Here is a 26,187-nt window from a genome sequence, read left to right as displayed (position 1 = left end):
GTCCATACATCACATATGCTGCAATCGTCTTCCCACAGGGTGATGCAGTAATCGGGCAGCCAGAACCCCGCCAATCAACGCTCCGCTCACACTAGAAACAAGGAAAGGCGGGAGGAAGAAGAACGCCCCGACCGATGTCCCCATTAAAAGCGCCGCGTATGGAACTGCGAACAAGGAAGCAATTAGGCCGGTTCCAATCATCTCCCCTAAAGCTGCTGTCCAAACTCTACCTGTTTTTTGAAACAGCAGTCCAGCAAAAACTGCACCAATCATCCCGCCTGGAAAAGCGAGCAATGATCCTGTGCCTGTTAAAATTCGTATAACTGCAGTCACGAAAGCAATCATAATTGCAGGGATTGGGCCGAGAAACACTGCAGCAGCCACGTTAACCGCATGCTGAATCGGATAGGCCCGTGCAATTCCAGCAGGGAAGGAAACAAATACGGATCCTGCCACGGCGATTGAAACGAGCAACGCCATAATTGCAAGTTTACGTGTCCCCATTATAGATTCACCCCAATATACTGAACTGCTTTAACAATCGAGCGAGCCGTCTTTTCGGGATTTCCAGCTCCCGCGATTGCCGAGATGATGGAAACTCCGTCCGCGCCGCTTTTGATCACACTATCCAAATTAGCAGCAGTAATCCCGCCAATCCCAACAATCGGGAGTTCGGGGAAAAGTGCAGCTACTTCAGAAATCCGGGAAGTTCCTGCCACGGGCTTCGCGTCCGGCTTGGAACCGGTTTGATACACGGGTCCCATCCCTATGTAATCCGCACCCGCGGCAAGCGCGGCGGTTGCCTCTTCGATAGAATGTACAGAAACGCCTAACAACTTGTCTTCACCGATTTGTCTGCGCACTTCCGCAGCAGACAAGTCATCCTGACCGACATGTACCCCGTCCGCGTCAATCCGACATGCAAGCTCAACATCATCATTCACTATGAAGGGAACACCAAATGCCTGACATAATTGCTGACAGCTTTTTGCGAACGCCAGCTTTTCATCCCCTTGTAATGCATTCGGTCCTTTTTCCCGCAGCTGAAAGCACGTAATCCCTCCGCGCAGTGCTTGTTCTAACACTTCTAAGGGCTCTCCATATGCTGCGTTAAACGACCCCATTATGAAATACACACGTACATCAACGTCTTTCAATGAGTTCTACCTCCTGTGTCTTCAAATAGCCGCTGTTCCTGAAAGCACCATGATTGGTAGGACCGTGACCTTGCCCAAGTTCAATTCCGTTTTCAATTGCCAGTTGTATAAAATGTTTTGCAGTCACAACTGCTTTTTCCAATGAATGACCTTTCGCCAACTCGGCAGTAATCGCAGCAGCAAATGTACATCCTGTTCCATGTGTATGTCGTGTTTCAATTCGCTTTGATCGCATTAGAAAGTGCTCACCGTTTGCCGTCAAGAACAAATCTTCTGCATAAGGGACATCTTCACGATGCCCTCCTTTTAATAGAACTGCAGAGCACCCCATGGACAGCAGCGTATTTGCGGCAAGTACCATGTCGCGTTCTGAACGAATCAGTTGACCGGTTAATACTTCAGCTTCAGGAATGTTTGGTGTAATCAGTGTCGCTGCAGGGAGCAGCTGATCTTTCAAAGCAGCCACGGCTTCGTTTTGCAATAATGACGCTCCGCCTTTTGCAATCATGACGGGGTCGATAACAAGCGGGATTGCTGAATATGCTCTTAGTTCATGCGCAACGGACTGAATGATTTCCGCGGAGAATAACATTCCGGTCTTAATCGCTTTCACGGGTAAATCATCGAGAACCGCCTGTATTTGAGCTGCAACAATTCTTGCATCCACAGGCTGTACAGCATGGACGCCTAATGTGTTTTGAGCTGTAATTGCCGTCAATGCCGATGTGCCAAATACACCTAGTTCCTGGAACGTTTTCAAGTCCGCTTGAATTCCCGCACCGCCCCCGCTATCGGAACCGGCAATCGTTAACGCTGCTGATGTCATGACATCACTTCCTGTTCGTACTGGAATTGATCATCGGTAACATCAGAGGATTCTGTGGAATGAAGCGTATTTAAGAAATTCATAGCAAAATCACCAGGTCCAAATGATTGCTCTGCTGCGATTTCACCAGCCTTTTTATAAAACGCAAGACTTTCCGCTGCTGTATGAAGAGCATCCGCCTGACTAACTGCTAAAAACGCTCCGGCGACAGCATTTAGAAGACACCCGGAACCGGTAACGAGCGGCATTAGTTCATGTCCGCCTGATATCCGAATCACACGCTCTCCATCCGTAACTAGGTCGGTCTCGCCAGTAACAGCGACTAAACAGTTATTCCGCAGAGCAACTTGCTTCGCTGCATCTGTAATATCAACGTCACCGCTTCCAGCGTCAACTCCTTTTGCATTCCATGCAACTTCAGCAATAGCTGCAATTTCGCCCGCATTTCCTCGAATTAACGAAAAGTCCAAGGTATCTAATAAATGATTCACAGTTTGCTTGCGAAACGCAGTAGCGCCTGCTCCAACAGGGTCGAGAATGAGAGGGTGACCATGTTGGATTGCACTCTTTCCAGCTGCAATCATGGAATTGACTGTTGTTGGATCCAGTGTTCCTATATTCAAAAGAGTACAAGAAGAAATGGCAGCAATTTCCGCAGATTCTTCCAAGGAATCGGCCATGATGGGAGAAGCTCCAAGAGCTAATAAGCCATTTGCTTGGAAATTAGCAACTACACTATTTGTCATGCAATGGACTAATGGTTTTGTCTGTCTGAGGTTCTTAAGAATAGTTTGTTGTCTCATGAAACTGAAACCTCCGTTACACCATCTGTTTCCCATTGTTGTTTCGTCCAAGCCATTTCCCAGAATTGCAACTCGTAATGACTGCTTTTCACAAAATGTGCTTTCAGTTCTTCACGGTGTTCAGCAGAAACAGAATCCGCCAGCTCGTTCATGCGGTTAATTTGTTCGCGTGTGGCTTGTTCAAACCATTCTGACCCGTAAGTCGCAATCCATTTATCGTAGATCGGATGATTCGGCTCAGCGTTTTTCAATCGTTCACCAATCTCGTAATACAGCCAATAGCAAGGAAGTAATGCCGCTAGTGTATCCGCAAGATTTCCAGTCATTGCGGTTCGATAGAGGTGTGAAGTATAGGCATACGCTGTTGGCGCAGCCTGAAAAGATGAGAGATCCTTATCCGAAACAGAAAGCAATTCAAAGAACCCTTCATGAAGTGAAATTTCAGCACCGCATGTTTCTTCAGCGTGTTGCGCAAAGCGTTGTGTGGTCGGTAAATCTTTCGCTTGGACTGCAGCCAGTGCATGGACTTTTGCGAAATGCTTCAAGTAATAGGAATCCTGAAGAACGTAAAATCTGAAAATGTCTTCAGGCAGTGTCCCTGCCGCTAAATGCTGGACAAATGGATGATTGAAACTAGCCTCCCAGCTTTCATTACAAAGCTTACGAACTTCTTCACAAAATGTCATTTAAAACCGCCCCTTTCGATGAATGAACCGAAAAAAAGCCGCCCCAATCGACTCATCAGTCGAAGGAGCGGCTCGCGTTATAGGAAGTTTTCAGGGATCTGCCCGAAAAAAGACGTGTCCATTTGCGATCCACTTCCCTCCGCTGGTATGAGCCAGATCAGGTTCCAAGGGTCCGCATATCTATACGCGTCTCAGTCTTTTACAAAGACTCCCCCAGTGGGCAATCGTTTTCAGTTTTCCCCCTCACTATACCATAGTTTTAAAAATTGGCAATAAGGGCAAAATACAATTACTACGTAAAAAGGAGGCTATGTAATGTCGCAGCGTTTTGAAATTACATCTGTTACCCACGAAGTTGGGCGGATTGCGTTTGATTGGGACGATGCAGGCGGAACGTATCATGTGTATAAAGACGGCGAGCACATCTACGAAGGTACATCCCCTGACTTTCAAGATACAGACATTTTAGCGGATACATTTTATAAATATACAATTGAACGGCATGTAAATGATGAAGTGAAAGATGTAATCGTCATGCAGACGTCCACGTTTTCCGTGGAGAAGAACAAAAGCAATCCTCTTCAATCACTTGTCATGACCACCATCATCGCACGTACACAGATTGCTTTGTCTTGGGAACGACTGAGTAATACTGAAACGTATACGATTTATCGTAATGGTGAACAGCTTGCTCAAGTGGATTCAAATCGATACATCGATCGGGATTTCAATATAGATGAGCCAATTACGTACGCAGTTTACTGTGAAAGACCAATTGCTCAATCTGAAGAAACTTTTAACAACGCCCGCTCTTTCATCGCCAAAGCGTTAGGGGTCTTCTTGCCAGAAGAGAATGAACGGCCTGCTAATATTGAAGGTTTCACGATAATGAAATCTATTGACAAGCCCACAGCATTATTGGCTTCAATTCGTGATTATCATAAACCTGAACCAGTTAACCATTGGTCTTTCCGTTACAAAACTTTTCTGGAAGATGACATCCTTGAGAATCCGAACGTCCTATCCCCGAATCGATATTTTAAAGGGGATAATCGAAAGTTCGACCCCGAATCAGATAACTATCGGACATTTGTAGATATAGAGATCACTGCAAACAATCCGGATCAGCCTATCACTTTCACAAAGAAGGTCGGAGAAAGTGTTGCTTATGGATTAGATAAAGAAATTCGGGATTCTGAAACAGCTACAGATGAAGGGATTTTTTTAAAGCAGTCAAATTATAATCGAAACGAGTCGCGATTCATTTTGGAACACGCTGTTGGCAATCCTCTTACAACTGCACCCGATATCAACTACGAGGTGATGGCCGTATTGAGGAGGAATGGTACGTTTGACCTCACGGGTTTCCATGACCAGTCTCCAAATCATGAAATTTATCTAAAAAAAGGGGAGACCCATCGATGGATTCCTGTTCACCAAAGTCGCAGTGAAGGACTTGCTTATATGAGCGGTGTTACAGCATATCAGTATTGGCGTTTTTCCAATATCAATTAAGGCAACTCGTGTTTAGGCAGCACTTTTGACAATGATAGGGTAATCAATTATATTTATCTTGAATTCAAGATAAAAGGGAGAGGGACGAATATGACAAAAACAGCGATTGTTTATTACAGTTCAACAGGTACGAATCATCAGCTGGCAGAATGGGCGGCAGCAGCGGCAGCAGAAGCGGGGTCTGAAGTAAAGTTATTAAAAGTGAAGGAAACGGCTCCTGCAGCGGCAATCGAATCCAACGCGGCATGGAAAAAACATCATGACGCGACGCTGGATATTCCAGAAGTGACCCCGGAAGATCTGGAATGGGCAGATGCGATTATTTTTAGTGTGCCAACACGATTTGGAAATATTCCTGGACAAGTACAAAGTTTTATCGACACTGTTGGGGGATCATGGGCTCAAGGCAAACTTGCAAACAAAGCAGTGAGTGCAATGTCGTCCGCACAAAACGAACACGGCGGACAAGAGGCAACAATTTTATCGCTTTATACGACGATGTACCATTGGGGAGCAATTGTCGCGGCACCGGGCTATACAGATCCAGTGTTATTTGCAGCGGGAGGAAACCCTTACGGAACAAGTGTTGCGGTTGCACAAGACGGCGAAATGAAAACAGATCGACAAGCCATTAAAGCGGCAGTGGACTATCAAGCGAAGAGAACAGTTACTGTTGCTAAAGCACTTCAGCATATGGAATGAGTTAGATCGTTCTAGAAAATAACAAAACCGTCACCCACCCGGGTGACGGTTTTGCTATTTCACGAGTAATACAGGACATCTTAAGCGCTTCATCACTTTATGACTGACGCTGCCGAGAATCATTTCTTGGAAAGAACTAAGCCCTCGACTTCCGATTACAACAAGGTCGAACGACTCTGAATGCGCATAGTCGATCAGCGCAGGTGCAGGCTCGCCATGCAGAATTTGTACGTTGTAAGGGACATCGTATTCACGAAGGACCAATTCCACAGGTTTTAGTTGCTTTCGGCGTGTCAGGTCCAGCGAGTCCTTACTTTCTGCGTGCAGGACAGATTCTTTAGCCTTGTCAAAATCAGCGACAAATACAATTGTAATCGTACAGTCATCTGAACAGTTAGCAAGCCGGGCAGCTTCTCTAGCTGCGCGAATGGAGTTTTCAGATCCATCTGCAGCGAGCATGATTGTCTGATACATCGTTGCCACCTCATTGATCAATAGAGTCAGGTCATGAGCTCGTTGAGCAGACGCCTGCTGGATTCCCCTAATCCGATAATTGTTACATTCAAACCCTTGCTGCGATAGGATTCCGTCACTTTCGTAACAGCGACAGCTGCCGAATCATCCCATACTTGTGAATCTGTAAAATCGAGGATGATGGTACCAGTGGTTTCATCCATATGAAACGAATCATGGAATTTCTCAACGGATGCAAAGAATAATTGACCTTTCACAGCGTAGCGTATGGAATCATCCTCAACGATGCGATCTACATGGATTTTGGAGATTTTAGCAACGAACAGAACAGCACTCAATACAACTCCGGCAATGACCCCTTTAGACAAATCATTTGTTGCTACCACAATAACGACTGTTGTGAGCATGACCAAAGCGTCTGCTTTAGGTGCTTTTCTAATATATGTGAAAGAGCCCCAGTCGAATGTTCCAATTGAAACCATAATCATAATCCCGACGAGAACAGGCATCGGAATCTGAACAACTAAGTCGCCCAGCACGATAATTAAAAACATTAGGAACGCTCCTGCCACAAACGTTGACAGTCGCGTTCTGCCGCCTGATTTGACGTTAATGACCGATTGACCGATCATTGCACAGCCAGCCATTCCTCCGAAAAAGCCATTAATGAAATTGGCAATTCCTTGTCCGCGGGCTTCTTTGTTTTTTTCACTATCTGTAGCGGTCATATCGTCTACAATCGTGGCAGTTAGAAGAGTTTCCAGCAAACCGACAATTGCTAAAGCAACAGAATAAGGCAGTATAATCATCAAAGTCTCAAGTGTAAAAGGCACGTCAGGAATGATGAAGTTCGGTAATGATTTTGTAATTGTACCGAGATCACCTACAGTTCGTAAGTTTGCACCTGAGTAGATTGCGACGATACTCAAAATTACAATCGCAATAAGCGGCGCAGGGATTGCTGTGAAAAATCTAGGTAAGATATAAACAATAAGCAATGTGATGGCAACAAAAACATACGTCATTGTAGAAATGCCCAGAAAATGGGGAACTTGCGCCATAAAGATAAGAATGGCTAAGGCATTTACAAACCCAATCATGACAGCATTCGGAATGAACTTCATCAGCTTCGCAACTTTGAAGACGCCAAAGATAACTTGTATCACACCCGTTAGGATTGTGGCGGCTAGTAAGTAATCGAGCCCATAGTCACGAATGAGCGGAGTCATGAGCAATGCCATGGAACCGGTTGCTGCAGAGATCATGCCAGGGCGCCCGCCTGTAAAAGAAATGACAACAGCGATGATGAATGAAGCATATAACCCAACCATTGGGTCAACGCCTGCAATGATTGAAAACGCAATGGCTTCAGGAATGAGTGCGAGGGCTACGACAATACCTGCGAGTACATCAGCCCGCACATTCGAGAACCAATGCTGTTTTAAGTATGTTGCCATTATTGTGGACTCCCTTATATAAAAAGTTGCAGAGTTTCTTGGTGTACTGCATCGTTTTAGTGTATCACGGGGAGTCACGACAATAAATGGGTATTCATAAATCTGTACAATAAATCTCAACACATTTTCGAATTAGATCGATTCTTTAGGAAGTTGAATTGTAAACAATGCTCCATGCCCTTTTTGACTGGAGACTTCAATTGTTCCTCCATGCATCGTCACCAGCTGGCGAACAATGGAAAGCCCAAGTCCGAATTCTCCGTATGGATTGGACGTGCGGGAATCGATTGCTTTATAGAAACGGCTCCAAATCTTTTCGACCTCTTCCGAATCCATTCCGATACCGGTATCTTGAATTTCTAAAATGACGTGCTGACTATCTGTTTTCGCCAGTAACGAAATTTCTCCTCTTTCCGTAAACTGGATACTGTTTTTCGTAATGTTGAGCAAGATTTGTGTGAGACGATCATAGTCAGCAAAAACTGTTAGTGTCTCAGGAGACTCTAAACGAATTGCTGTTCCGCGCTGTTGTGCTGCGGGTTCTAATTGCTCGCGAATGACCTCGAATAATTCTATAATCCGAATCGGCTGTTTGATCAACGTAATTTGGTTCGATCTGATTTTTTCATAATCCAGGTTTTCGTTAACAAGGCGCAGCAGCCGTTTCGTTTCTCCGCTCGCAAGTTGCAGTGCTTTGTCTTTTTCTTTTTCTGAAATCAAATCACTCCGCAACCCTTCAATCGTTCCGCGAATGGTCGTTAACGGCGTACGAAGTTCATGAGAAACGTCGGCCATGAATTGCCGTCTCCGGTTTTCCAGGTTCTCAATCTCTTCGTGCGAAGTATACAAGTCGCGAACCATTGTGTTGAAATCAGTTGCCAATGCATCGATTTCATCCCGGCCGCTTTCCGGAATACGAATGGTATAATCACCAGCAGAAACTGCGGCAGTTGCCAGGCGTAATCTCTTAATGCGCCGTCCATGATAGATGGAAAGTAATCCACTAAGAACAATAGCTACCGCAAGTGCAGTAAGGGCAGCGTAGACTAAATATCGATTCATCTGTGAAATGATTTCCCTTGGACCTTCAATCGGGGAGGTTAAGAGAATACCGCCGACGAACTGAGGACCTTGGAAATAAGGGAGCAGCACAAATGTCACTGCCTGATCGAAGCGGCTTTGCTCCTGGCGCACAGAAACGGCTTTCCCGCTTTGAAGCTGAGCCCACTCTGATTCGTTAAGTTCAATGAGTGGAGTCTTAAGTCCAGTGGAGTAGATGATTTTCGATTCCTCATCGAACAGACTGTACTGGATATCCCGGCTGTTCAGCACTTGTCCGAACGATTGAAGCGTTTGCTGCGAAGGCTTGGGACTGCGATCGATGTCAGTCAGAAGGGCATGTCCATATTGTGCGAGCTCATCGGTTTTCGTATCATATACGTATTGCTCGAAAAAGTGGGAGAAAAGCAGCCCGACTAAAAGAATTGCAGCAACAATCACACTCACGTGACTGACTAACTGCTGAGTAAAGTAATTAACTTTCATGAGGATGCCTCTTCTGATTCATCAAACTTGTATCCGACTCCCCAAACAGTGTGGAGTACTGACGTTCCAATACCAGCTATCTTCGTTCTAAGCCGTTTAATATGAACGTCTACCGTCCGATCGTCGCCATAAAAATCGAATCCCCAGACATGTTCCAGAAGCTGATCCCGTGAGAAAACTTGTTTCGGATGCTGGATGAAGAAGACGAGTAAATCATATTCTTTCGGTGTTAAGTTCTCGATGGCCATCCCGTCTGCAAACACTTCACGGGAGCTTTCATCTACACGGAAATGCACAGTTTCAAGCATAGGATTCACTGTGAGTTCTTTTGCCGGACGTCTGCGTGTGACCGCTTTAATACGTGCCATTAACGCAAGAGGACTAAAAGGTTTCGTTACGTAATCGTCAGCTCCCATTTCCAGCCCGAGCACCTGATCCGACTCGCCATCTTTTGCCGTGAGCATAATAATCGGGACGTCATCTCCGGCTTTGCGGAGTGATCTGCATATTGTGACGCCATCCATCGAAGGCAGCATCCAATCGATAATCAGGCAGTCCCAAGTATCTTGTTCGGCTCGTGCTAAGCCAGTTTTTCCGTCCAAGACGAATTCGCCGTCAATACCTTCCTTTTCAAAAAACAACCCAATCATCTGTGACACACTCTCATTGTCTTCAATGACAAGAATCTTCAACGAAGTCCGCCTCCTTTGCTTTTAAAGCTATCGGGAAATGTCTATTCATGCAACTCATTTGTCCAATGCAAAAAGCTGTCCAGAACCCAACTAACAGGTGTCCGGACAGCTGAACTCACACTTACTTTTTGACATCCGCATTACTTGTGAGTGTTATATTCACAACTTGCTGTTTGCCCTCCCGGTAGATAGTGAACTTCGCTTGATCTCCAACTTTCAAATCTGTGTATAGAATTTTACGCAAAGCAGTTGAAGAATCGATAGCTTTCCCATTGACCTCAGTGATGACATCTTCTTCTCTGAAACCAGCTTTTCCAGCGGGAGAATCAGGGTCTACATTCCCGACCATAACACCGCCTTTTACACTGTCCGGTATATCACGTACGTACATTTCAGGAACATCTGCAAGGTCTACGAGACCAACGCCGATATAAGGACGTGTGATTTTGCCATCCTTCATTAGTTTTTCAACCAGCGGTTTGACATCATTACTTGGGATTGCGAAACCTAAACCTTCAACGCCATTTTGAGCGATTTTCAAACTGTTAATGCCAATCAATTCACCGGATGCATTTAACAGTGCGCCGCCGCTGTTGCCAGGGTTAATGGCGGCATCTGTCTGAATCACGTCCATCTCCCATTTTCCAGCAGATGTATCGACGTCAATGGAGCGGGTAGGTGCACTTACAATTCCCTGTGTCACGGTACCTGAGAAGTCGAGTCCGAGCGGATTGCCGATTGCAACAACTGCGTCACCGGCACGCAGTTGTTCAGAGTCTCCGTAAGCCAATGTACCTTCCGCATATTTTTTATCCATCTTGAGAACAGCTAGATCTGTTAAAGGATCTGTACCGACTAGAACAGCTTCAGTCTCTTTACCGCTTGCTGTTGTAATTCCAATTTTAGAGGCATCCTCAATCACGTGGTTATTCGTAATAATATACGCATCGGACCCTTCCGTTTTAAAGACGACTCCTGAACCTGTTCCTACTTTTTGAGATTCGGAGGAACCCGCAAAACGATTTCCAGCCGATTGATAGTTATCCACACCGACTATAGCTTTTGATGCATCCGCTACCATATCGGACAACGTGCTTTGAGAAGTTGAACCGGTAGTTTGGACGTTGTAAGGGGCAGTGTTGTCTGACTGCACTGCCGCTCGAGTTCCACTATCTTGCTTTAAAATATCAGTATTTGTAACTGCACCAAGTGTTAATGCAGATCCAAGAACTCCTGCGCCGACTGTGGATAAAAGCCATTTGCTTTTTGATGTATTCATTGTCCATCGCTCCTTTATCTATTGTTGATAAAGTAAGTGTAAATCGAAATTATGAACAAATTATTACCGAGACGTTAACAAGTTATTAATAGTTAGAAGAATGAATTCTATAGTAGAATAAAATTGTAATAATCAAACTAGTCAGATATAGTTGAAGTGAAATGAAATTTTCTTGTTTTTTTGAATGAAAGCGCATACATCATTCATGCTCGAGGACAACCCGGCATAGAGTGTTCATGTGTGCAAAGTACATGCATTGATTTTCTACTAAACTTGCAGAAATGGGAGGAATGGAAATGGTACAAAAAGTCGAGAACTCAGCTTACGCAAACCCGAACACAGAAGGCGCAAAGGTGAATTTCAAGGAACGATACGATAATTTCATAAATGGTAAATGGACAGCTCCAATTAATGGAGAATACTTTGACAACCCGACTCCAGTTACGGGGAAGGTATTTACGCAAGTGGCACGCTCCACTGCAGAAGACATCGAACTTGCACTCGATGCTGCACATGCTGCCAAGGATGCTTGGGGGAAGACATCAGTAACGGAGCGTTCTAACATTTTATTGAAGATTGCAGACCGGATGGAAGAGAACTTGGAAATGCTCGCCGTAGCAGAAACGTGGGAAAACGGGAAAGCCGTTCGTGAAACGCTGAATGCGGACTTGCCATTAGCTATTGATCACTTCCGTTATTTCGCTTCGGCAATTCGTGCTCAAGAAGGCGGTGTCAGCCAGATTGATAACGATACGGTTGCTTATCATTTCCACGAGCCTATTGGCGTTGTCGGACAAATTATTCCATGGAACTTCCCAATCCTTATGGCAGTTTGGAAACTCGCACCTGCACTGGCTGCAGGAAACTGTGTGATTCTTAAGCCAGCGGAGCAAACTCCAGCATCGATTCTAGTACTTGTTGAATTGATTGAAGACTTATTGCCCGCAGGTGTATTGAATGTCGTGAACGGATTCGGTCTGGAAGCAGGGAAGCCGCTTGCATCCAACCCGCGAATTGGTAAGATCGCATTTACAGGAGAAACTACTACAGGCCGGATGATTATGCAGTATGCTTCCCAAAATATCATTCCAGTAACACTTGAACTTGGCGGAAAGTCACCGAATATCTTCTTTGAAGATGTTATGGCAGAAGACGATGACTTTCTGGATAAGGCGGTAGAAGGGTTTGTCATGTTTGCATTGAATCAGGGAGAAGTATGTACATGCCCTTCCCGTGCGCTAATCCAAGAATCCATTTACGACAAATTTATGGAGAAAGCATTGGCGCGTGTTGAAGCTATCAAAGTTGGTAATCCACTCGATCCAACAGTCATGATGGGCGCACAAGCATCTACAGAACAGCTCGAGAAGATTTTGTCTTACCTCGACATCGGAAAGCAAGAAGGTGCTGAGTGTCTGACGGGCGGCGAGCAGAATAAGCTGGAGGGCGACTTGGCGGATGGATATTACGTGAAGCCGACAGTCTTCAAAGGTCACAATAAGATGAGGATCTTCCAAGAAGAAATTTTTGGACCAGTGGTTGCAGTTACAACGTTCAAGACAAAAGAAGAAGCACTGGAAATCGCAAATGACACACTGTACGGACTTGGATCAGGTGTCTGGACACGTGATATGAATACGGCATACCGTTTCGGACGCGGTATTGAAGCGGGCCGCGTTTGGACGAATTGTTACCATGCTTATCCGGCGCACTCTGCATTTGGCGGTTATAAGGCATCCGGAATCGGCCGGGAAAACCACTTGATGATGCTCGAGCATTACCAGCAGACGAAAAACATGCTCGTCAGCTACAGTGAACAGAAACAAGGATTCTTTTAAGCGAATTAGAGAGGTGAGCAGCAAATGACAGAGCGGGTTATTGCGACAGAAGCAACGCTGGCACTGATCAAGCAACTCGAACAGAAACACGGTCCGTTGATGTTTCATCAATCAGGAGGATGCTGTGACGGCTCATCACCCATGTGTTATCCGGAAGGTGATTTACTAATAGGTGATCAGGATGTGCTTCTTGGATTTATTGGCAGCGTTCCATTTTACATGTTACGAAGTCAATTTGAGTACTGGAAGCATACACAGCTGATTATAGATGTTGTGGACGGAAGAGGCGGGATGTTTTCACTCGAAGGGGTAGAAGGCAAAAGATTTCTCACCCGTTCACGTGCATTTACCAATGAAGAGGTGGAACAGCTCCAAACATAACAAAGACGGCACCCGTTATCCGGGTGCCGTCTTTGTTATATGAAACGCTTGCGCTCTGCAGGAGTTGGAAGCATACAAGCCTCTTCTTTTTTTCCGAACCATTTATATCGGTTGCGAGCAACAAAGTCATAAACACTGTCTCGTATGGGAGCAGGCACAATGATGAACAAAAAGGCAAGATGCCAAAGTCCATCCAGTTTCTTGGCAATTCGGAGTGCGGCGCCTGATTTCGTATACGCTTTTCCTTTTTCAATGAGTACGAGGCTGTCTACATCATCCGGGACCCCGAAGTCTTTAGAAAGTTGCGCGCCAGTTTCACTTTGAAGGGAAGCAAACTGAAAATACTCATATGGATCACGTTTAATAATGAATTGAACACTCGCATCACAAAAGTTGCATTCACCGTCGAATAGTACTATTCGCTTCATGTGGGAACCTCCTTAAATAACTTCGTATCTATACTATATCCGAAAACAAAACTGCTGAAACAATACAATTCTGTTAATGCAGTGGTTGAGTAGACTGAATAATCTTTACAATCTATTGAACATATGATAGACTGTAGGTGAGAAAACGTTGTCTGTTTGGTCCTATACGCTTCACCGTGGAAAGTCCCATCTGTAATTACATTAAGGGAAGGTGATCGAAGTGGAACGTCAAAACATTCATCCAGATGAAATGAGTTTACGGAGCAACATGGATTACATCGCCATGCTGCACATGATTGGAGAAGGTGCTCCAGACCTTAGCAGATTTCTAGACCATTCCCCAGAACACCCGTCGGAAATGGGGTTTGACGAGCACGAACTCCCTCGGGATTATCAGTAAAAACCTTCCGATTTGGAAGGTTTTTTGTTTTAAAGCAGAAAAGTCTTTCATCAATTTTTTTCCCTTCAAGGCGAGAGCCCGTTCTATACACGGGAACTTGCATGTAATGGAGGGAGGAGGTGATGAAGATGATGCAACAAAATCACAATCGCTGCATGAAGCCACAACCAATGCCACCCATGCAACCTTGCAATAATCAGGCACAGCCGGTAATCTGTCCGACGCAGTACCGCTACCACGATACGTTCTCGCCGCAGGAGTTGCCAGTAGTTCATCCGTTCGTCAACGTAAACCGCCAACATACCGTTCAAATCCCTCGCCATTATTACACAGAAGTGAATGAAACAATGATGGGGCAGACGGTTCAAGCTAGACCTGGTTTCGGACCAGGACCGGGAATGGGGCAATGGGGTTCTCAACGACCTCCGATGGGACCTGGACCAATGCCTTGGGGAAGATGATAATGTAACAAAAGATCCTGCAGGAGACTGAATTCACTCTCCTGCAGGATCTTTTTCGTTCTTTATTCAACATTGAAGTAACGTGCATCTGGATGAGCAAAGACGATTGCGGATACGGAAGCTTCAGGTTCCATCATGAATTCTTCTGTTAAGTGAACTCCAATGTCCTCTGGCTTCAATAACCCAAACAGTTTCGCCTGGTCTTCCAAGTTTGGACAGGCAGGATAGCCAAAGGAGAATCGCTGTCCTTGATATTTTGCTGCAAACCGGTCTTTCATCGTGAAATCAGTGGCATCTGGGAATCCCCATTGATCACGGATTTCCTGATGAACCCGTTCTGCAAAGCCCTCTGCAAGCTCAAGGGCAGTCGCTTGAAACGCGTGGCTTTCCAAAAACTTACCTTCTGCTTTCAACCGTTCCGCTTCTGCACGGACTCCGTGGCCAGCCGTTACTTGCATGAACGCAACGTAATCCATTTCACCGCTATCCACCGGCTTCAAGTAATCAGCCAAACAAAGAAATGGATCTTGCTGTTGTCGAGGGAATGTAAATCGCTCAATTTCAGTTTTTTGGTTTCGCGGATCATAAATGATGACGTCATCTCCATCCGCTTGAGCAGGGAAGAATTGGTACAAGCCGGACGCTCCTAGTTTTCCAGACTCTAAAAATCCAGTCACCATTTCATGCAGTTCCACTGCGCGCGGTTCCCGCTTTTTCAATGTCGAATCCGTAAACCCGCGAAGTCCCAGATGATGTCCAATCAGTGTCCTCATGTTGACGTAAGGGGAGAGGTGGGAGATGGAGTAATCCCGCAGCACTCGCTTTCTGCAATCATTCGGAATGAAAATAGGAGCATCTGAACGGACTGTTTTCACAGGACGGATTGCAACCGCAACCGCAGAGGTTTCCTTATCAGCAGCCTTAGCTGCTTTAATAGCATCATTTGCGGCCCGCTTTTCCAGCTGTTGATCTAGTTCAAGAAGAAGCGCATCTTTTTCCCCGCCTTGTAAACGGTTCGCAAGGTCCAATCCTTGCATCGCGTCTTTTGCATAAATGACAGGTCCATCGTATTCCGGTGCGATTTTAGTATCCGTAAATCGACGAGTGAGTGCAGCGCCGCCTACCATTACCGGCAAATCAATTCCTGCAGACTTGAAGTCTTGAGCAGTCAGCACCATTTGTTGGGCTGACTTGACGAGTAATCCGGAAAGTCCGATAATATCCGGCTTCTCATTCCGGATGACTTCAATCAGCTGTGCAGGTGTTACTTTGATTCCAATGTCCACAACTTTGAACCCATTGTTGCTTAATATGATTTCCACAAGGTTTTTCCCAATATCGTGGACATCCCCTTTTACAGTTGCGAGCACAATTTTTCCTTTCCCATTGTCGTCTTCTTTTTTCTCCATGAACTGTTCCAAATAAGACACGGAGGCTTTCATGACTTCAGCACTTTGAAGCACTTCAGCAACAATCAGCTGATTCGTATTAAACAGTCTGCCGACTTCTGCCATTCCCTTCATAAGTGGACCGTTTATAATGTCGAGAGGCTCATCATACTGGCTCAGTGCGGCATTTAAATCGGGAATCAGTCCTTCTTTCGTTCCTTCCACAACATAATAAGCAAGACGTTCAGGAACGGTTTTCGGAATATCATCTTCTGTTTTTTCTTTCTTCTTTCCTCTGTAAAAATCAGTGAAGGCTGCGAGTGTTTCATCGGTTGTTGTAAATAACAGCGCATTTGCCATATCGTTTTCCTCTGAAGGGATCGACGCATAGCGTTCAAGCTTTTCGGTATTTACAATGGCATAATCCAGTCCGGCCTGCGTGCAGTGATACAAATAGACAGCGTTCAATACTTCACGCCCTACAGGAGGCAGTCCGAACGAAACGTTACTGACACCTAGGACGGTGAGTGCCCGCGGCAAGTGTTCTTTAATCAGCCGGATTCCTTCAATCGTTTCAACAGCAGAGCCGATATACTGTGCATCTCCTGTTCCCACAGGAAATACAAGCGGATCGAAAATAATATCTTCAGGTGCGAGTCCCCACTTGTTTGTAAGTAAATCATACGATCTTTTGGCGATTTCCAATTTACGTTCCCGTGTAACAGCCATACCGACTTCATCTATTGTCCCTACCACGACTGCTGCTCCGTACTTCTTAACAATCGGCATTACTGCATCGAAGCGCTCTTCGCCATCCTCTAAGTTGATGGAGTTGATAATTGCTTTGCCCTGGGAGTACTTCAGTGCTTCTTCTATAACGTTTTCGTCGGTCGAGTCAATGACCAGAGGCGCTTTGATCTTTTTCACAACTTCCTTCATGAAATCTGTCATATCTGTTAACTCATCACGATCTGGATTAGCGAGACAAACGTCAATGACATGGGCGCCGTTTTTAACTTGAGCCCGTGCGATTTCAGCCGCTTCCTCCACTTTCCCATCGACAATCAACTGTTTGAACTTACGTGAACCAATAACGTTGGTCCGTTCCCCAATCAAAATCGGACGCATGCTCGGATCATACAAAAGCGGTTCAATACCTGAGACGGTATGTCCATGAGTTACTGCAGGGAGAGGACGTGGAGTTTTTCCATCCACAGCACAGCGGATTGCTTGAATATGAGCAGGCGTTGTTCCACAACAGCCGCCGACTATATTGAGCCAGCCTTTGTCCGCAAAACCTTCCAGTTTTTTCGAAAGCGATTCCGGAGATTCGTGATAATGACCTTCCTCATCTGGCAACCCGGCGTTTGGATAGCAGCTGACAAACCCTGTTGCGAGTTCTGATAAAGAACGTAAATGATCCGTCATGAATTCAGGTCCCGTTGCACAGTTAAGACCGACTGAAAGAGGGTTAATGTGCTCGATGGAAACGTAGAAGGCTTCAATACTTTGTCCAGCCAATGTTGTTCCCATCGGTTCAATCGTTCCAGAAATCATCACTGGAAGTTCCCGGCCAGTTTCTTTAAAAGCCCGGCGGATCCCAATCGTGCCAGCTTTAACATTCAGCATGTCTTGGCTGGTTTCCATTAATAGAAGATCCGAGCCGCCGTCGATTAATCCCTTCGCCTGGACGTAGAAATCATTTGCCAGTTGGTCAAACGAAATTCCGCCTGTTACAGACAGTGTTTTGGTCGTTGGACCCATTGCTCCTGCGACGAATCGTGGATGTTCAGCTGTCGAGAACTCATCCGCTGCAACGCGTGCAAGTTCTGCACCGCGTCGGTTAATGATATCCGCTTCACTGCCTAAGTCGTAATCGTCCAGCACGACAGGCGTACCGCCGAAGGTATTCGTGCAGATAATATCAGCACCTGCCTCAAGATATTCATGGTGAATCCGAGTCAAAACGTCGGGTTTTGTCAGATTCAAATATTCGTTGCATCCTTCATATGCTTCACCGCCGAAGTCCTCTGCCGTTAGATTTGCATTTTGCAGCATCGTTCCCATCGCACCATCCATCACGAGAATTCGTTTCTTTAGTTCATCTTTAATAAGTTGTTGTGACATGGTGCACCTCTCTTTCTCTTTCAGCATCAATCTGGTTAATATAATGTACAAGCTCTACCGTCATGTCATAACGTAAAAATTGGGTAATCAAGTAAATGCCATTAAATAAAGATGCAGCTGTATCAATTAATTCTTGAGCAATTCGAATCCCTTCAGCAGTCGATGCCTGCCGATTATCCCCGCAGGCTCTCATGCGTTCGAGCACTTGATCAGATAACTTAATACCAGGAACTTCGTGATGCAGGAATTCGGCGTTTCGAATATTTGTTAACGGCATAATGCCGATGAAAATGGGAGTATCCAAATGTTTGACGGCTTCATAGATTTCAATAATCTTCTCTTTTGTATAGACCGGTTGTGTTATGAAATAATCAGCACCGCATTCGATCTTTTTCTCAAGACGCTTCACCGCGCGTTCTACGACTCGGACATTCGGATTGAACGCACCCGCGACTGAAAAGTTTGCCTTTTTGCGTAATGGACGGCCGGAAAATGAAATTCCTTCATTCAGCTTTTTAATCAGCTGGAAGAGTTCAAGACTAGAAACATCATAAACGTCTGTTGCCCCGGGAAAGTCTCCGATTTTAGTAGGGTCGCCAGTCACTGCTAAAATGTCGTGGATTCCTAATGCGTCCAATCCCATCAAGTGAGACTGCAATCCAATCAAATTATGATCCCGGCATGTAATGTGGACGAGTGGCCGAATATCATCTTGATGCTTCACAATAGACGCCATCGCCAGATTGCTAATCCGCGGGGAAGCGAGAGAATTATCAGCCATTGTCACAGCATGCGCTCCCGCTTCTTGAAGCTGACGAGCCCCCTCAAAATAATTTTCAGTTTCCAAGTGACGCGGTGTATCCAGCTCAACGAGAATTGTGCGCTCACGTTTTGCCTTTGTGTGCAAAGGTTCATAACGTGCCGGTTCGGCATCCCGAATAACAATCGGTTTATGCGGAACTGCAGTTTTCTTAGTAATGGGCGGCAGATTAGCCAATTGAGATTTCACGGCGACAATGTGGGCAGGGGTTGTTCCGCAGCATCCTCCAATCAGCCGGACACCTTCGTCCCGTAACAATCGAGCTGCTCGCCCGTAGTAATCGGTTTCAGATACATAAACAATCCTGCCATCCTCGACATCTAACAAACTAGCGTTTGGAAAGGCAGATAAGAATGCCTTCTCGGGAAGTTCAACGCCTTCAAATGCTTGAATTGTATGATATGGACCAAGTCGGCAATTTACCCCGACGACATCGGCTCCTAAATCGTCCAATCGGTGCAGGGCATCGTTCAATTGCAGCCCATTTTGCAAGACACCAGGTTCGTGCATGGAGACTTGGGCAATAAGTGGAATATCCGTTTGGTTTCGAAGGTGCTTCACCACTGCAGACAGCTCTTCAAAGTCGTAGTATGTTTCCAGTAATAATCCGTCTGGATCACCTGCAAGCAGCGGTTCCGCCTGCTGTTGAACAATCGATAGCACTTCATCAATCGTTGCATCGCTTTTACGGATACTCCGGATTCCTCCGATTGTACCGAGCACGTATTGACCGCCAGCTGCTGCAGCTTGTTTAGCAATCTGAATACCAGCCTCGTTAAATTCCTGTACTCGATGCTCCAGACCGTAGCGAGCAAGTTTATAGGAGTTAGCACTATAAGTATTGGTTTGGATAATATCCGCTCCGGCTTGTATATATTGTTCATGGATCCCTTGAATGACACCCGGCTTTTCAACATTTAATTGTTCATAGCAAAAGTCCAGTCCTTCAGCGTAAAGAAGCGTCCCCATTGCACCATCCGCTGTCAGGACTTCTGTTTTTAATCGTTCCAGTAATTTCATTTTCAATCATCCTTTCTTGCGGCAGAGCAATGAAGCAGAGAATAATAAAAAAGCCTTCTAACGTACGAAGAAGGCTTTGTCATCTAAATGATTGTCTCCTCCTCATCTGCCGGACAATAAAAATCCGCTGGAAGTAGCACCTGACCATATGGCTGGTTGCTGAAGCATCGACGGGCCAGATCCCTACGCTTCTCTTGATAAGAATGACTATTAAGTTGTGTGAATAATTTAACACATCATACCGTTGTTTGATAGTTCCGTCAATAGACAATGTAACTGGTGAACTGTGAGTTACTAAGTGTATGTGGTAAACTGTTAGGACATGCAAAGAAAGGGGATTGCTATGAGGGCGTTCAAATTTGTTATCCCGATGGTGTTATTAGTCGGCGGAGTGGCCTGGGTTATGCTCAACAAAAACTTTACAGATGTGCCTGTCATGTCTCGTTTTTATATTACACTTGGCGCAATGTTTTTAAGTGGAGTTATTTCCTTTTTCCTCTTCCCTAAAGATGAAGGGAAAAGACAATAAACTGACAGGAATCAGCTGTCAGTTTTATTATTGCTTATATTTGTGTTAACCGAAAATATAATGAGGTTGACACAATGGCTCCTTCCTTTTATTCTATAACTATATAGTTAAAAGGGGTGTTATAAATGGGAGCAACAGCAACTTTGAAACCAAACCGTTCTAAAACAATCAACGGAACGCTTGGGCTTGTCTACTCAGCGATGTTCGCTGCATTAATGATGATTGGAGCAAATATTACATATTTCTTACCGGCTTTATCAGTAAGCGGCGTGCCGATTACATTGCAAACATTTTTTGCGGTTTTAGCAGGACTGCTGCTGGGAAGCCGTTATGGAGCAATTTCGATGACAGTTTACATGGCTATCGGTCTTGCAGGTGCACCAGTATTTGCGAAGTTCAGCGGTGGCATCAGTGCAATCGTCAGCCCGACGTTCGGATTTATTTTATCATTTATTTTCGTTGCATATATCGTCGGAAAAATCATTGAAAAAAACAGCACCGTGGCAGGATTTGTAATCGCAGCACTTGTCGGATGTGCCGTCAATTATCTCATCGGGACAAACTGGATGTTTGCTGCGTACAAGCTATGGGCAGCAGCACCGGATGCGTTCACGTACAAAATAGCATGGATTTGGATGCTGCCGCCATTACCGAAAGACATTATTCTTTCTGTATTGGCGGGAGTGTTCGGCCATCGAATGGCGCGCATTCTTAGAACACGCCGTTCTATTTAATTCATTAAACCGGTTTCTCTCGAAAAGGGAAATCGGTTTTTCTATGTCCGGTTTAAAAAGCTGAAACATTTCTGTCCCCTCATCCGTATACAGAGGTAAGTACTTAACAAAAGGAAGGATGGCTTTATTATGATTCACTTACTCTTGTTTTCTCTAATTGCCGGGATTGCGGCATCCTTGTTAGCGGTGCCGCTGCACAAAAATGGCCTTGGAGAAGAAAAAGAAAGCAACTCCGATTATAGGGCAGCTGCTGTCATCAGTACTGCTATAGTAATTGCATTAGGGACAGCTGTTTTTTATTACACAACGAACCTAGATCAGCATTGGTCTTCCGTATGGGTCCTGTTACTCGCAGCCGCGATACTAGGAGCTATTTTAGACGGAGGTGTTTTCAGAAAGGGTAAAATTGCTGCAGCCGCAATTGCAGTCCTCGCAGGGATTTACATTTTATCCGCACCTCTATTAAATGCGAACACTAAATTTAAAGCGGTTGAAATGGATCAGCAAGTTGAAATCGAGGCTTTTGACGAAACTCAGACGCCTGCCAGCGTACCGCCGAAATTTGCCCGCAACAAAATGAAAAAAGCATTCGGGCAAGTTCCGAATACGAGTTACTACGATTTGGGGCATCTGCAAATTCAAAAAGTTAAAGACGACTATGTGTATATAGCGCCGGTCGAGTTTTCAGGGTTTTTCAAGTGGTGGAATGGCAAGACGACACCTGGCTATTTTCGAATGAGCGCTACGGATTCCGCGGATAATCCAAAATTCATTGCGTCGGAAATGACTTACACGGAGACCTCCTACTTCAACAAACAGGTAGATCGCCATATGCGCCTGCAATTTCCTGAACTGATCTTTTATGGAGACGTCCAGTTGGAAATTGACGATGAAGGAAATCCGCACTACATTCGTTCTTACGGGAAATTCATATCTGCACGCAACGGATTCGACGTAAAAGGAATTGTCATGACGGATCCGATGACAGGGAAAGTAGAAAAGTTCGCGCTTGCCGATATTCCTGATTACATCGATGGAGCTGTGTCTCCGGAGGCCGTCAGTCTGCAAAACAGTTACTTCGGAAAGTACGTTCATGGGTTCTGGAATTCGTTTGTTGGTAAAAAAGATGTCAAACTGCCATCTGATGAAGGAACGGAGGCAAACGTCAGTCCAATTTTCGATGAAAACGGTCATATGTATTACTTCACAGACTTTACAAGTCCGAAAGAAGGCGTCGATTCGATGCTGGGGTATGCGCTGACAGACGGGCGCACGGGAAAAGCGACGTACTACACGGGAGACCTGGAAGAATCCTACATGGACTCACAAGGAGCCTTGCAAATTATCGAAAAGAAATTCATCGAGAAAAAGTGGTCTGGTGAAATGCCTGTTCTCTATAACTTCTACGGAGAAGCAAGCTGGCTGACACCCGTGTTAGATTCGAATGGTTTCTTGCAAAACTACTTCATCGTCTCGGCTGCAAATCCGGAAATCTCAGTGTTTGGCAATTCTCCGAATGATGCGCTGAAATTGTATAAAACAGCGTTGCAGCGCGGAGGCAGTTCTGTGGACGGAAGCTCAGGAGCTGAAGAAGTGAAAGCCGCGATCACGGTCAAACGTGTGTACAAAGAACGGGCAGGGGACTTTACAATTGTTTCTGTAAAAGCAGAGGACGGACGGAACTTCCTGATTTCATCTGAAACAATTCCGGAAGCAGTTTATATTCAAGAAGACGACAAATTATCGATTATGTATATAGAAACAGGGGAGCTGTTCCTGCCTGTTAAGGAACTCACAAACCTCTCGATTGCGGATTAACGAATTGAGTGCATAACCAGAAAAAAGCGGAAGCCATAGTAGCGGCTTCCGCTTTTGTTCTGATTTAAATGAGGGATATGACTGATTAAGCACTAACTGTAGCAAAAGGTTTTAGGATATTTGTTTTACCTTCTGTACGGAATGTCAATACTTTGTCAATCGGGTCGTATGATTCACCGTAAAATTCGTCATCCTTATACGTATGGATCTCTTCATACGTCATTTTCATGGCATCATATACCGTTTCTTCTTCTGCATCTTCAGGAGACCAGTAAAGGATTTCGAGGTCAGTTTGTTCTCCAGTTGCGAGTGAACGACGGCTGTAGCCAATGCGAGATGCGTGGTGGAAATTTTCACGAGCATAGAAGCGCAAGCGTTTTTCAGTATCTGTGTCTTCATAATTGACGGGTTCCACTTCTAACAAAATCGGCTTACCTTTTTCCTTCAGCTGTGTCAGCAGTTTTTTTCCAAGACCTTCACCTCGTGAAGCGGACGACACGAACAAATAATCTACAAACACAAACGATTCTGTCTCAACGTACATGAGCACGTGTTTTGGACCTTCGTCTTTACGATAAACATTGTGTTTATCCTTTAAAAGCGCATCCATATGCTCTTTTGACTTCATTTCTTCGATGGGAAAATACTCACTTAGTTTCTCGTACCAGTTCATTAATTTAATCTCCTCCGTCGGTATGGGTGTACCCGGAGCTTTTTGTTTGGGGGTCAAACGTAGAGAGAGGAAAAAAGAGGTCAGAAAAAAATCCTCGACTTTATTCTATACCCCTATTATAAACATACTAAACATAAAAGATTCAACTATTTTACTTTTTTCTACCTTGCTAAACGACTGAATGGCCGATTTGCAAATTTCTTGCGCGGGTATTGTTTAATACGGTACAATTAAGTCAAAGATAGTCAAAGTCAACACGGTGACTGTGCCAATAAAAGAGGTGAGAGGATGCGTAATATTTCCGACATCATAGAAGGGTATTTAAAATCGATTATCGAACATGAAGATAATGGAATCGTGGAAATCAAGCGCAACGAAGTGGCGGAAAAGTTCCAATGTGTTCCTTCGCAGATTAATTATGTCATTAAAACACGATTTACATTGGAGCGCGGCTATGCAGTGGAATCGAAGCGCGGCGGCGGCGGGTATATCCGTATTTATCGGGTTCAAACGAATTCCCGCAAGGAGCTGCTGGATCATGTTTTAGAAAGCGTACAGCAAGGTGCTTCGTTTACGATGGCAGAAGATGTGATCTATCGATTGATAGCAGAACAAGTGATTTCCAAAAGGGAAGCCCGACTAATGCTAGCAGCTGTCGAGCCGGCTGTTTTAAATTATCCGTTGCCGGAGAGAGATTTGATTCGTGCGCGAATCTTGCAGGCCATGTTATTCTCGCTCCTGTACGAACAATCGGAGTAACTAGTTATCTAAACGATGGGGTGGTAAAGGATGCTATGTGAAAACTGTAAAGAGCGTCAAGCTTCCGTTATCTTGATGCAAGATACACAAAATGGACCGATTGAACGAAATCTGTGTGAGAAGTGCGCATTTAATTTACAGACGTTTTCAATCAGTCCGAATCAGGAACCGATGTCCATTCAACAATTCTTGTCGCAATGGCTGAGCGGGAGCGAATCGCTGCATCAGCAAACGCGCGAGGTTCAGAAAATGCCGGAATGTCCAGAGTGCGGTCTGACCTTCCATCGTTTTTTAGAAATCGGGAAGTTTGGATGTCCGACATGCTATGAAACATTCCGTGAGCGGCTGCCGAAAGTATTTGGGAAATTGCATAATGGCAATACAAACCACAAAGGTAAAATCCCTGCATCTTTCAATGAAAAGATGACCATTAAAAAGAAAATAGAAGAGCTTCGGACAAACATGCAAGAAGCCATTCAAGAAGAACAGTTCGAACAAGCTGCTGTGCTGCGGGATGAAATAAAAGACTGGAAACAAAAGCTGGCAGCTGAAATAGAGGAAGGGGGAAGTGCGCATGGGGAATAAGCGGTTTATGCAGAACGCTGTCACAGGCTGGATGGTGCCCCATGGAGAGCACGCCGATATCGTGATGTCGACTCGGATCCGGCTTGCGCGTAACCTTCGTGAATTTCGATTCCCGATTGCCTTTTCTGATGAACAGGCTGAGGAAGTGGGGGAAATTGTTTCAGAAGCATTGCTTAGCGAGGTTGAAAAAGGGTATTCCTATACGAGAATGAAAGAATTACCTCAACTGGACCGTCAAGTTCTCGTTGAAAAACACTTGATCAGCCCGCAGCTGGCAGATGCGGAACAATTCGGTTCGGTATTCCTATCTGAAGATGAAACAATCAGCGTTATGGTCAATGAAGAAGATCACTTGCGAATCCAGTGCATTTATCCGGGCTTGCAGCTCGAAAATGCCTATCAAAAGGCGAATGAAACCGATAGTGCACTGGAAAAGAAACTTCCTTATGCATTCGATGAAGAGTTTGGTTATCTCACAAGCTGTCCGTCAAATACGGGAACAGGAATGCGCGCGTCTGTCATGCTTCATTTACCGGCGCTCACGATTACGCGGCAGATTAACCGGATTATCCCAGCCGTTTCAAGGCTTGGAATGGTCGTTAGAGGAAGTTACGGAGAAGGCAGTGAGGCACCAGGGAACGTTTATCAAGTATCCAATCAGTTGACGCTCGGTAAATCTGAGAATGAGATTTTAGCGGAACTTGCAAATATCGTCTCCAGACTGATTGCGCATGAACGCAGGTCTCGTGAATTGCTTCTCGAAAAGTCTCGAATTGCACTTGAAAATCGGGTGTTCCGTTCACTTGGAACAATTTCGTATGCTCGGCTGCTCCCTTCCGCAGAAGCGGCACGATGTCTATCAGACGTCCGGCTTGGCATCGATCTTGAATTGATCGAAGACGTGGAAATGTCGATCTTAAATGAGCTGATGATTTTCATGCAGTCCGGATTTCTCCAACATTATGAAGGAGAAGAGCTAACGTCTGAAGAATTAGATATTAGCCGCGCTAAACTTTTTAGAGAACGATTGAAAAATGGACCGTCAAAAGCAGATGAACAGACAGACCGTCCTTGAGCATCTCTTTTGCGT

Annotated in this window: 26 protein-coding genes and 2 riboswitches; of the genes, 12 read left to right on the top strand and 14 right to left on the bottom strand. The window is 45.1% G+C overall.

What is annotated here, in order from left to right:
• Positions 1-9: 9 nt before the first annotated feature.
• The 5 genes from thiW to tenA are packed head-to-tail and all read right to left on the bottom strand — an operon-like array spanning position 10 to position 3,472.
• Positions 10-504: an energy coupling factor transporter S component ThiW gene (gene thiW / locus PGH26_RS15035; protein ID WP_323691821.1), complete on the bottom strand. Its 495-nt coding sequence runs from the start codon at positions 502-504 to the stop codon at positions 10-12.
• Positions 504-1,157 carry a thiamine phosphate synthase gene (gene thiE, locus PGH26_RS15030; RefSeq protein WP_323691820.1) on the bottom strand — a complete coding sequence of 218 codons (654 nt, stop codon included), beginning with the start codon at positions 1,155-1,157 and terminating at the stop codon, positions 504-506. The genes thiW and thiE overlap by 1 nt, the downstream gene beginning before the upstream one ends.
• Complete coding sequence (thiD, locus tag PGH26_RS15025; protein ID WP_323691819.1) at positions 1,144-1,983, bottom strand: bifunctional hydroxymethylpyrimidine kinase/phosphomethylpyrimidine kinase; 840 nt, start codon at positions 1,981-1,983, stop codon at positions 1,144-1,146. The genes thiE and thiD overlap by 14 nt, the downstream gene beginning before the upstream one ends.
• On the bottom strand, positions 1,980-2,786 hold the full coding sequence (gene thiM / locus PGH26_RS15020) for a hydroxyethylthiazole kinase (protein ID WP_323691818.1): 807 nt from the start codon (positions 2,784-2,786) through the stop codon (positions 1,980-1,982). The genes thiD and thiM overlap by 4 nt, the downstream gene beginning before the upstream one ends.
• Positions 2,783-3,472, bottom strand: a complete 690-nt coding sequence (tenA, locus tag PGH26_RS15015) for a thiaminase II (RefSeq protein WP_323691817.1) — start codon at positions 3,470-3,472, stop codon at positions 2,783-2,785. Before tenA ends, thiM begins: the two co-directional genes overlap by 4 nt.
• Before the next feature lie 117 nt (positions 3,473-3,589).
• A riboswitch (TPP riboswitch) is annotated at positions 3,590-3,697 on the bottom strand.
• Positions 3,698-3,787: 90 nt separating this feature from the next.
• Between tenA and PGH26_RS15010 the strand changes: the two genes are divergently transcribed.
• Positions 3,788-4,987, top strand: coding sequence for a DUF3238 domain-containing protein (locus PGH26_RS15010; RefSeq protein WP_323691816.1), 1,200 nt, complete (start codon positions 3,788-3,790; stop codon positions 4,985-4,987).
• A gap of 90 nt (positions 4,988-5,077) precedes the next feature.
• Positions 5,078-5,689: an NAD(P)H:quinone oxidoreductase gene (gene wrbA, locus PGH26_RS15005; protein WP_323691815.1), complete on the top strand. Its 612-nt coding sequence runs from the start codon at positions 5,078-5,080 to the stop codon at positions 5,687-5,689.
• Between the two features lie 54 nt (positions 5,690-5,743).
• Here the strand turns inward: wrbA and PGH26_RS15000 are convergent, their stop codons facing one another.
• The 5 genes from PGH26_RS15000 to PGH26_RS14980 form a co-directional block, all read right to left on the bottom strand.
• Positions 5,744-6,163, bottom strand: a complete 420-nt coding sequence (locus PGH26_RS15000) for a universal stress protein (RefSeq protein ID WP_323691814.1) — start codon at positions 6,161-6,163, stop codon at positions 5,744-5,746.
• Between the two features lie 26 nt (positions 6,164-6,189).
• Entirely contained in the window at positions 6,190-7,620 is a 1,431-nt protein-coding gene (locus PGH26_RS14995; protein ID WP_323691813.1) for a SulP family inorganic anion transporter, read from the bottom strand.
• A gap of 132 nt (positions 7,621-7,752) precedes the next feature.
• Entirely contained in the window at positions 7,753-9,165 is a 1,413-nt protein-coding gene (locus tag PGH26_RS14990) for a sensor histidine kinase (RefSeq protein ID WP_323691812.1), read from the bottom strand.
• Positions 9,162-9,857, bottom strand: coding sequence for a response regulator transcription factor (locus tag PGH26_RS14985; protein ID WP_323691811.1), 696 nt, complete (start codon positions 9,855-9,857; stop codon positions 9,162-9,164). The genes PGH26_RS14990 and PGH26_RS14985 overlap by 4 nt, the downstream gene beginning before the upstream one ends.
• Positions 9,858-9,978: 121 nt before the next feature.
• A complete protein-coding gene (locus PGH26_RS14980; protein WP_323691810.1) occupies positions 9,979-11,136 on the bottom strand; it encodes a S1C family serine protease in 1,158 nt (385 codons plus the stop codon).
• Between the two features lie 296 nt (positions 11,137-11,432).
• Here PGH26_RS14980 and adh point away from each other — a divergent pair, with 296 nt between their 5' ends.
• Both adh and PGH26_RS14970 read left to right on the top strand, forming a co-directional pair.
• Positions 11,433-12,974 (top strand): aldehyde dehydrogenase, encoded by a 1,542-nt coding sequence (adh, locus tag PGH26_RS14975; RefSeq protein ID WP_323691809.1) that lies wholly within the window; start codon positions 11,433-11,435, stop codon positions 12,972-12,974.
• A gap of 24 nt (positions 12,975-12,998) precedes the next feature.
• A complete protein-coding gene (locus PGH26_RS14970) occupies positions 12,999-13,355 on the top strand; it encodes a DUF779 domain-containing protein (protein ID WP_323691808.1) in 357 nt (118 codons plus the stop codon).
• A 35-nt stretch (positions 13,356-13,390) separates the two neighbouring features.
• Here the strand turns inward: PGH26_RS14970 and PGH26_RS14965 are convergent, their stop codons facing one another.
• A complete protein-coding gene (locus PGH26_RS14965) occupies positions 13,391-13,783 on the bottom strand; it encodes a thiol-disulfide oxidoreductase DCC family protein (RefSeq protein ID WP_323691807.1) in 393 nt (130 codons plus the stop codon).
• A gap of 220 nt (positions 13,784-14,003) precedes the next feature.
• Here PGH26_RS14965 and PGH26_RS14960 point away from each other — a divergent pair, with 220 nt between their 5' ends.
• Both PGH26_RS14960 and PGH26_RS14955 read left to right on the top strand, forming a co-directional pair.
• On the top strand, positions 14,004-14,183 hold the full coding sequence (locus PGH26_RS14960; RefSeq protein ID WP_323691806.1) for a hypothetical protein: 180 nt from the start codon (positions 14,004-14,006) through the stop codon (positions 14,181-14,183).
• A gap of 131 nt (positions 14,184-14,314) precedes the next feature.
• Positions 14,315-14,644: a hypothetical protein gene (locus tag PGH26_RS14955; RefSeq protein ID WP_323691805.1), complete on the top strand. Its 330-nt coding sequence runs from the start codon at positions 14,315-14,317 to the stop codon at positions 14,642-14,644.
• A gap of 62 nt (positions 14,645-14,706) precedes the next feature.
• On the opposite strand, the gene metH is transcribed toward PGH26_RS14955, so the two are convergent.
• The gene (metH, locus tag PGH26_RS14950) at positions 14,707-18,159 is read right to left on the bottom strand and encodes a methionine synthase (RefSeq protein ID WP_323691804.1); all 3,453 of its coding nucleotides are present in this window, start codon (positions 18,157-18,159) and stop codon (positions 14,707-14,709) included.
• Positions 18,140-19,999 (bottom strand): bifunctional homocysteine S-methyltransferase/methylenetetrahydrofolate reductase, encoded by a 1,860-nt coding sequence (locus PGH26_RS14945; protein WP_323691803.1) that lies wholly within the window; start codon positions 19,997-19,999, stop codon positions 18,140-18,142. Before PGH26_RS14945 ends, metH begins: the two co-directional genes overlap by 20 nt.
• 99 nt (positions 20,000-20,098) lie before the next feature.
• Positions 20,099-20,203, bottom strand: a riboswitch (SAM riboswitch).
• Between the two features lie 139 nt (positions 20,204-20,342).
• Here PGH26_RS14945 and PGH26_RS14940 point away from each other — a divergent pair.
• From PGH26_RS14940 to PGH26_RS14930, 3 genes are all read left to right on the top strand, one after another.
• Positions 20,343-20,528, top strand: a complete 186-nt coding sequence (locus tag PGH26_RS14940; protein ID WP_323691802.1) for a histidine kinase — start codon at positions 20,343-20,345, stop codon at positions 20,526-20,528.
• A gap of 125 nt (positions 20,529-20,653) precedes the next feature.
• Positions 20,654-21,262, top strand: a complete 609-nt coding sequence (locus PGH26_RS14935) for a biotin transporter BioY (protein WP_323691801.1) — start codon at positions 20,654-20,656, stop codon at positions 21,260-21,262.
• A gap of 129 nt (positions 21,263-21,391) precedes the next feature.
• Positions 21,392-23,080: a hypothetical protein gene (locus PGH26_RS14930; RefSeq protein ID WP_323691800.1), complete on the top strand. Its 1,689-nt coding sequence runs from the start codon at positions 21,392-21,394 to the stop codon at positions 23,078-23,080.
• 85 nt (positions 23,081-23,165) lie between these two features.
• Here the strand turns inward: PGH26_RS14930 and PGH26_RS14925 are convergent, their stop codons facing one another.
• Entirely contained in the window at positions 23,166-23,753 is a 588-nt protein-coding gene (locus PGH26_RS14925) for an N-acetyltransferase (protein WP_251661198.1), read from the bottom strand.
• Between the two features lie 288 nt (positions 23,754-24,041).
• On the opposite strand from PGH26_RS14925, the gene PGH26_RS14920 reads away from it, so the two are divergent.
• Genes PGH26_RS14920 through mcsB form a run of 3 tightly spaced genes read left to right on the top strand, consistent with a single transcriptional unit; the run spans position 24,042 to position 26,172 of the window.
• Positions 24,042-24,512, top strand: coding sequence for a CtsR family transcriptional regulator (locus PGH26_RS14920; RefSeq protein ID WP_323691799.1), 471 nt, complete (start codon positions 24,042-24,044; stop codon positions 24,510-24,512).
• A gap of 30 nt (positions 24,513-24,542) precedes the next feature.
• Complete coding sequence (locus tag PGH26_RS14915; protein ID WP_323691798.1) at positions 24,543-25,097, top strand: UvrB/UvrC motif-containing protein; 555 nt, start codon at positions 24,543-24,545, stop codon at positions 25,095-25,097.
• A complete protein-coding gene (gene mcsB, locus PGH26_RS14910; RefSeq protein ID WP_323691797.1) occupies positions 25,087-26,172 on the top strand; it encodes a protein-arginine kinase McsB in 1,086 nt (361 codons plus the stop codon). The genes PGH26_RS14915 and mcsB overlap by 11 nt, the downstream gene beginning before the upstream one ends.
• Positions 26,173-26,187 lie beyond the last annotated feature (15 nt).

Source organism: Sporosarcina jeotgali (assembly GCF_033304595.1).
Lineage (GTDB): Bacteria > Bacillota > Bacilli > Bacillales_A > Planococcaceae > Sporosarcina > Sporosarcina jeotgali.
This window is presented reverse-complemented; position numbering and strand designations above follow the sequence as displayed.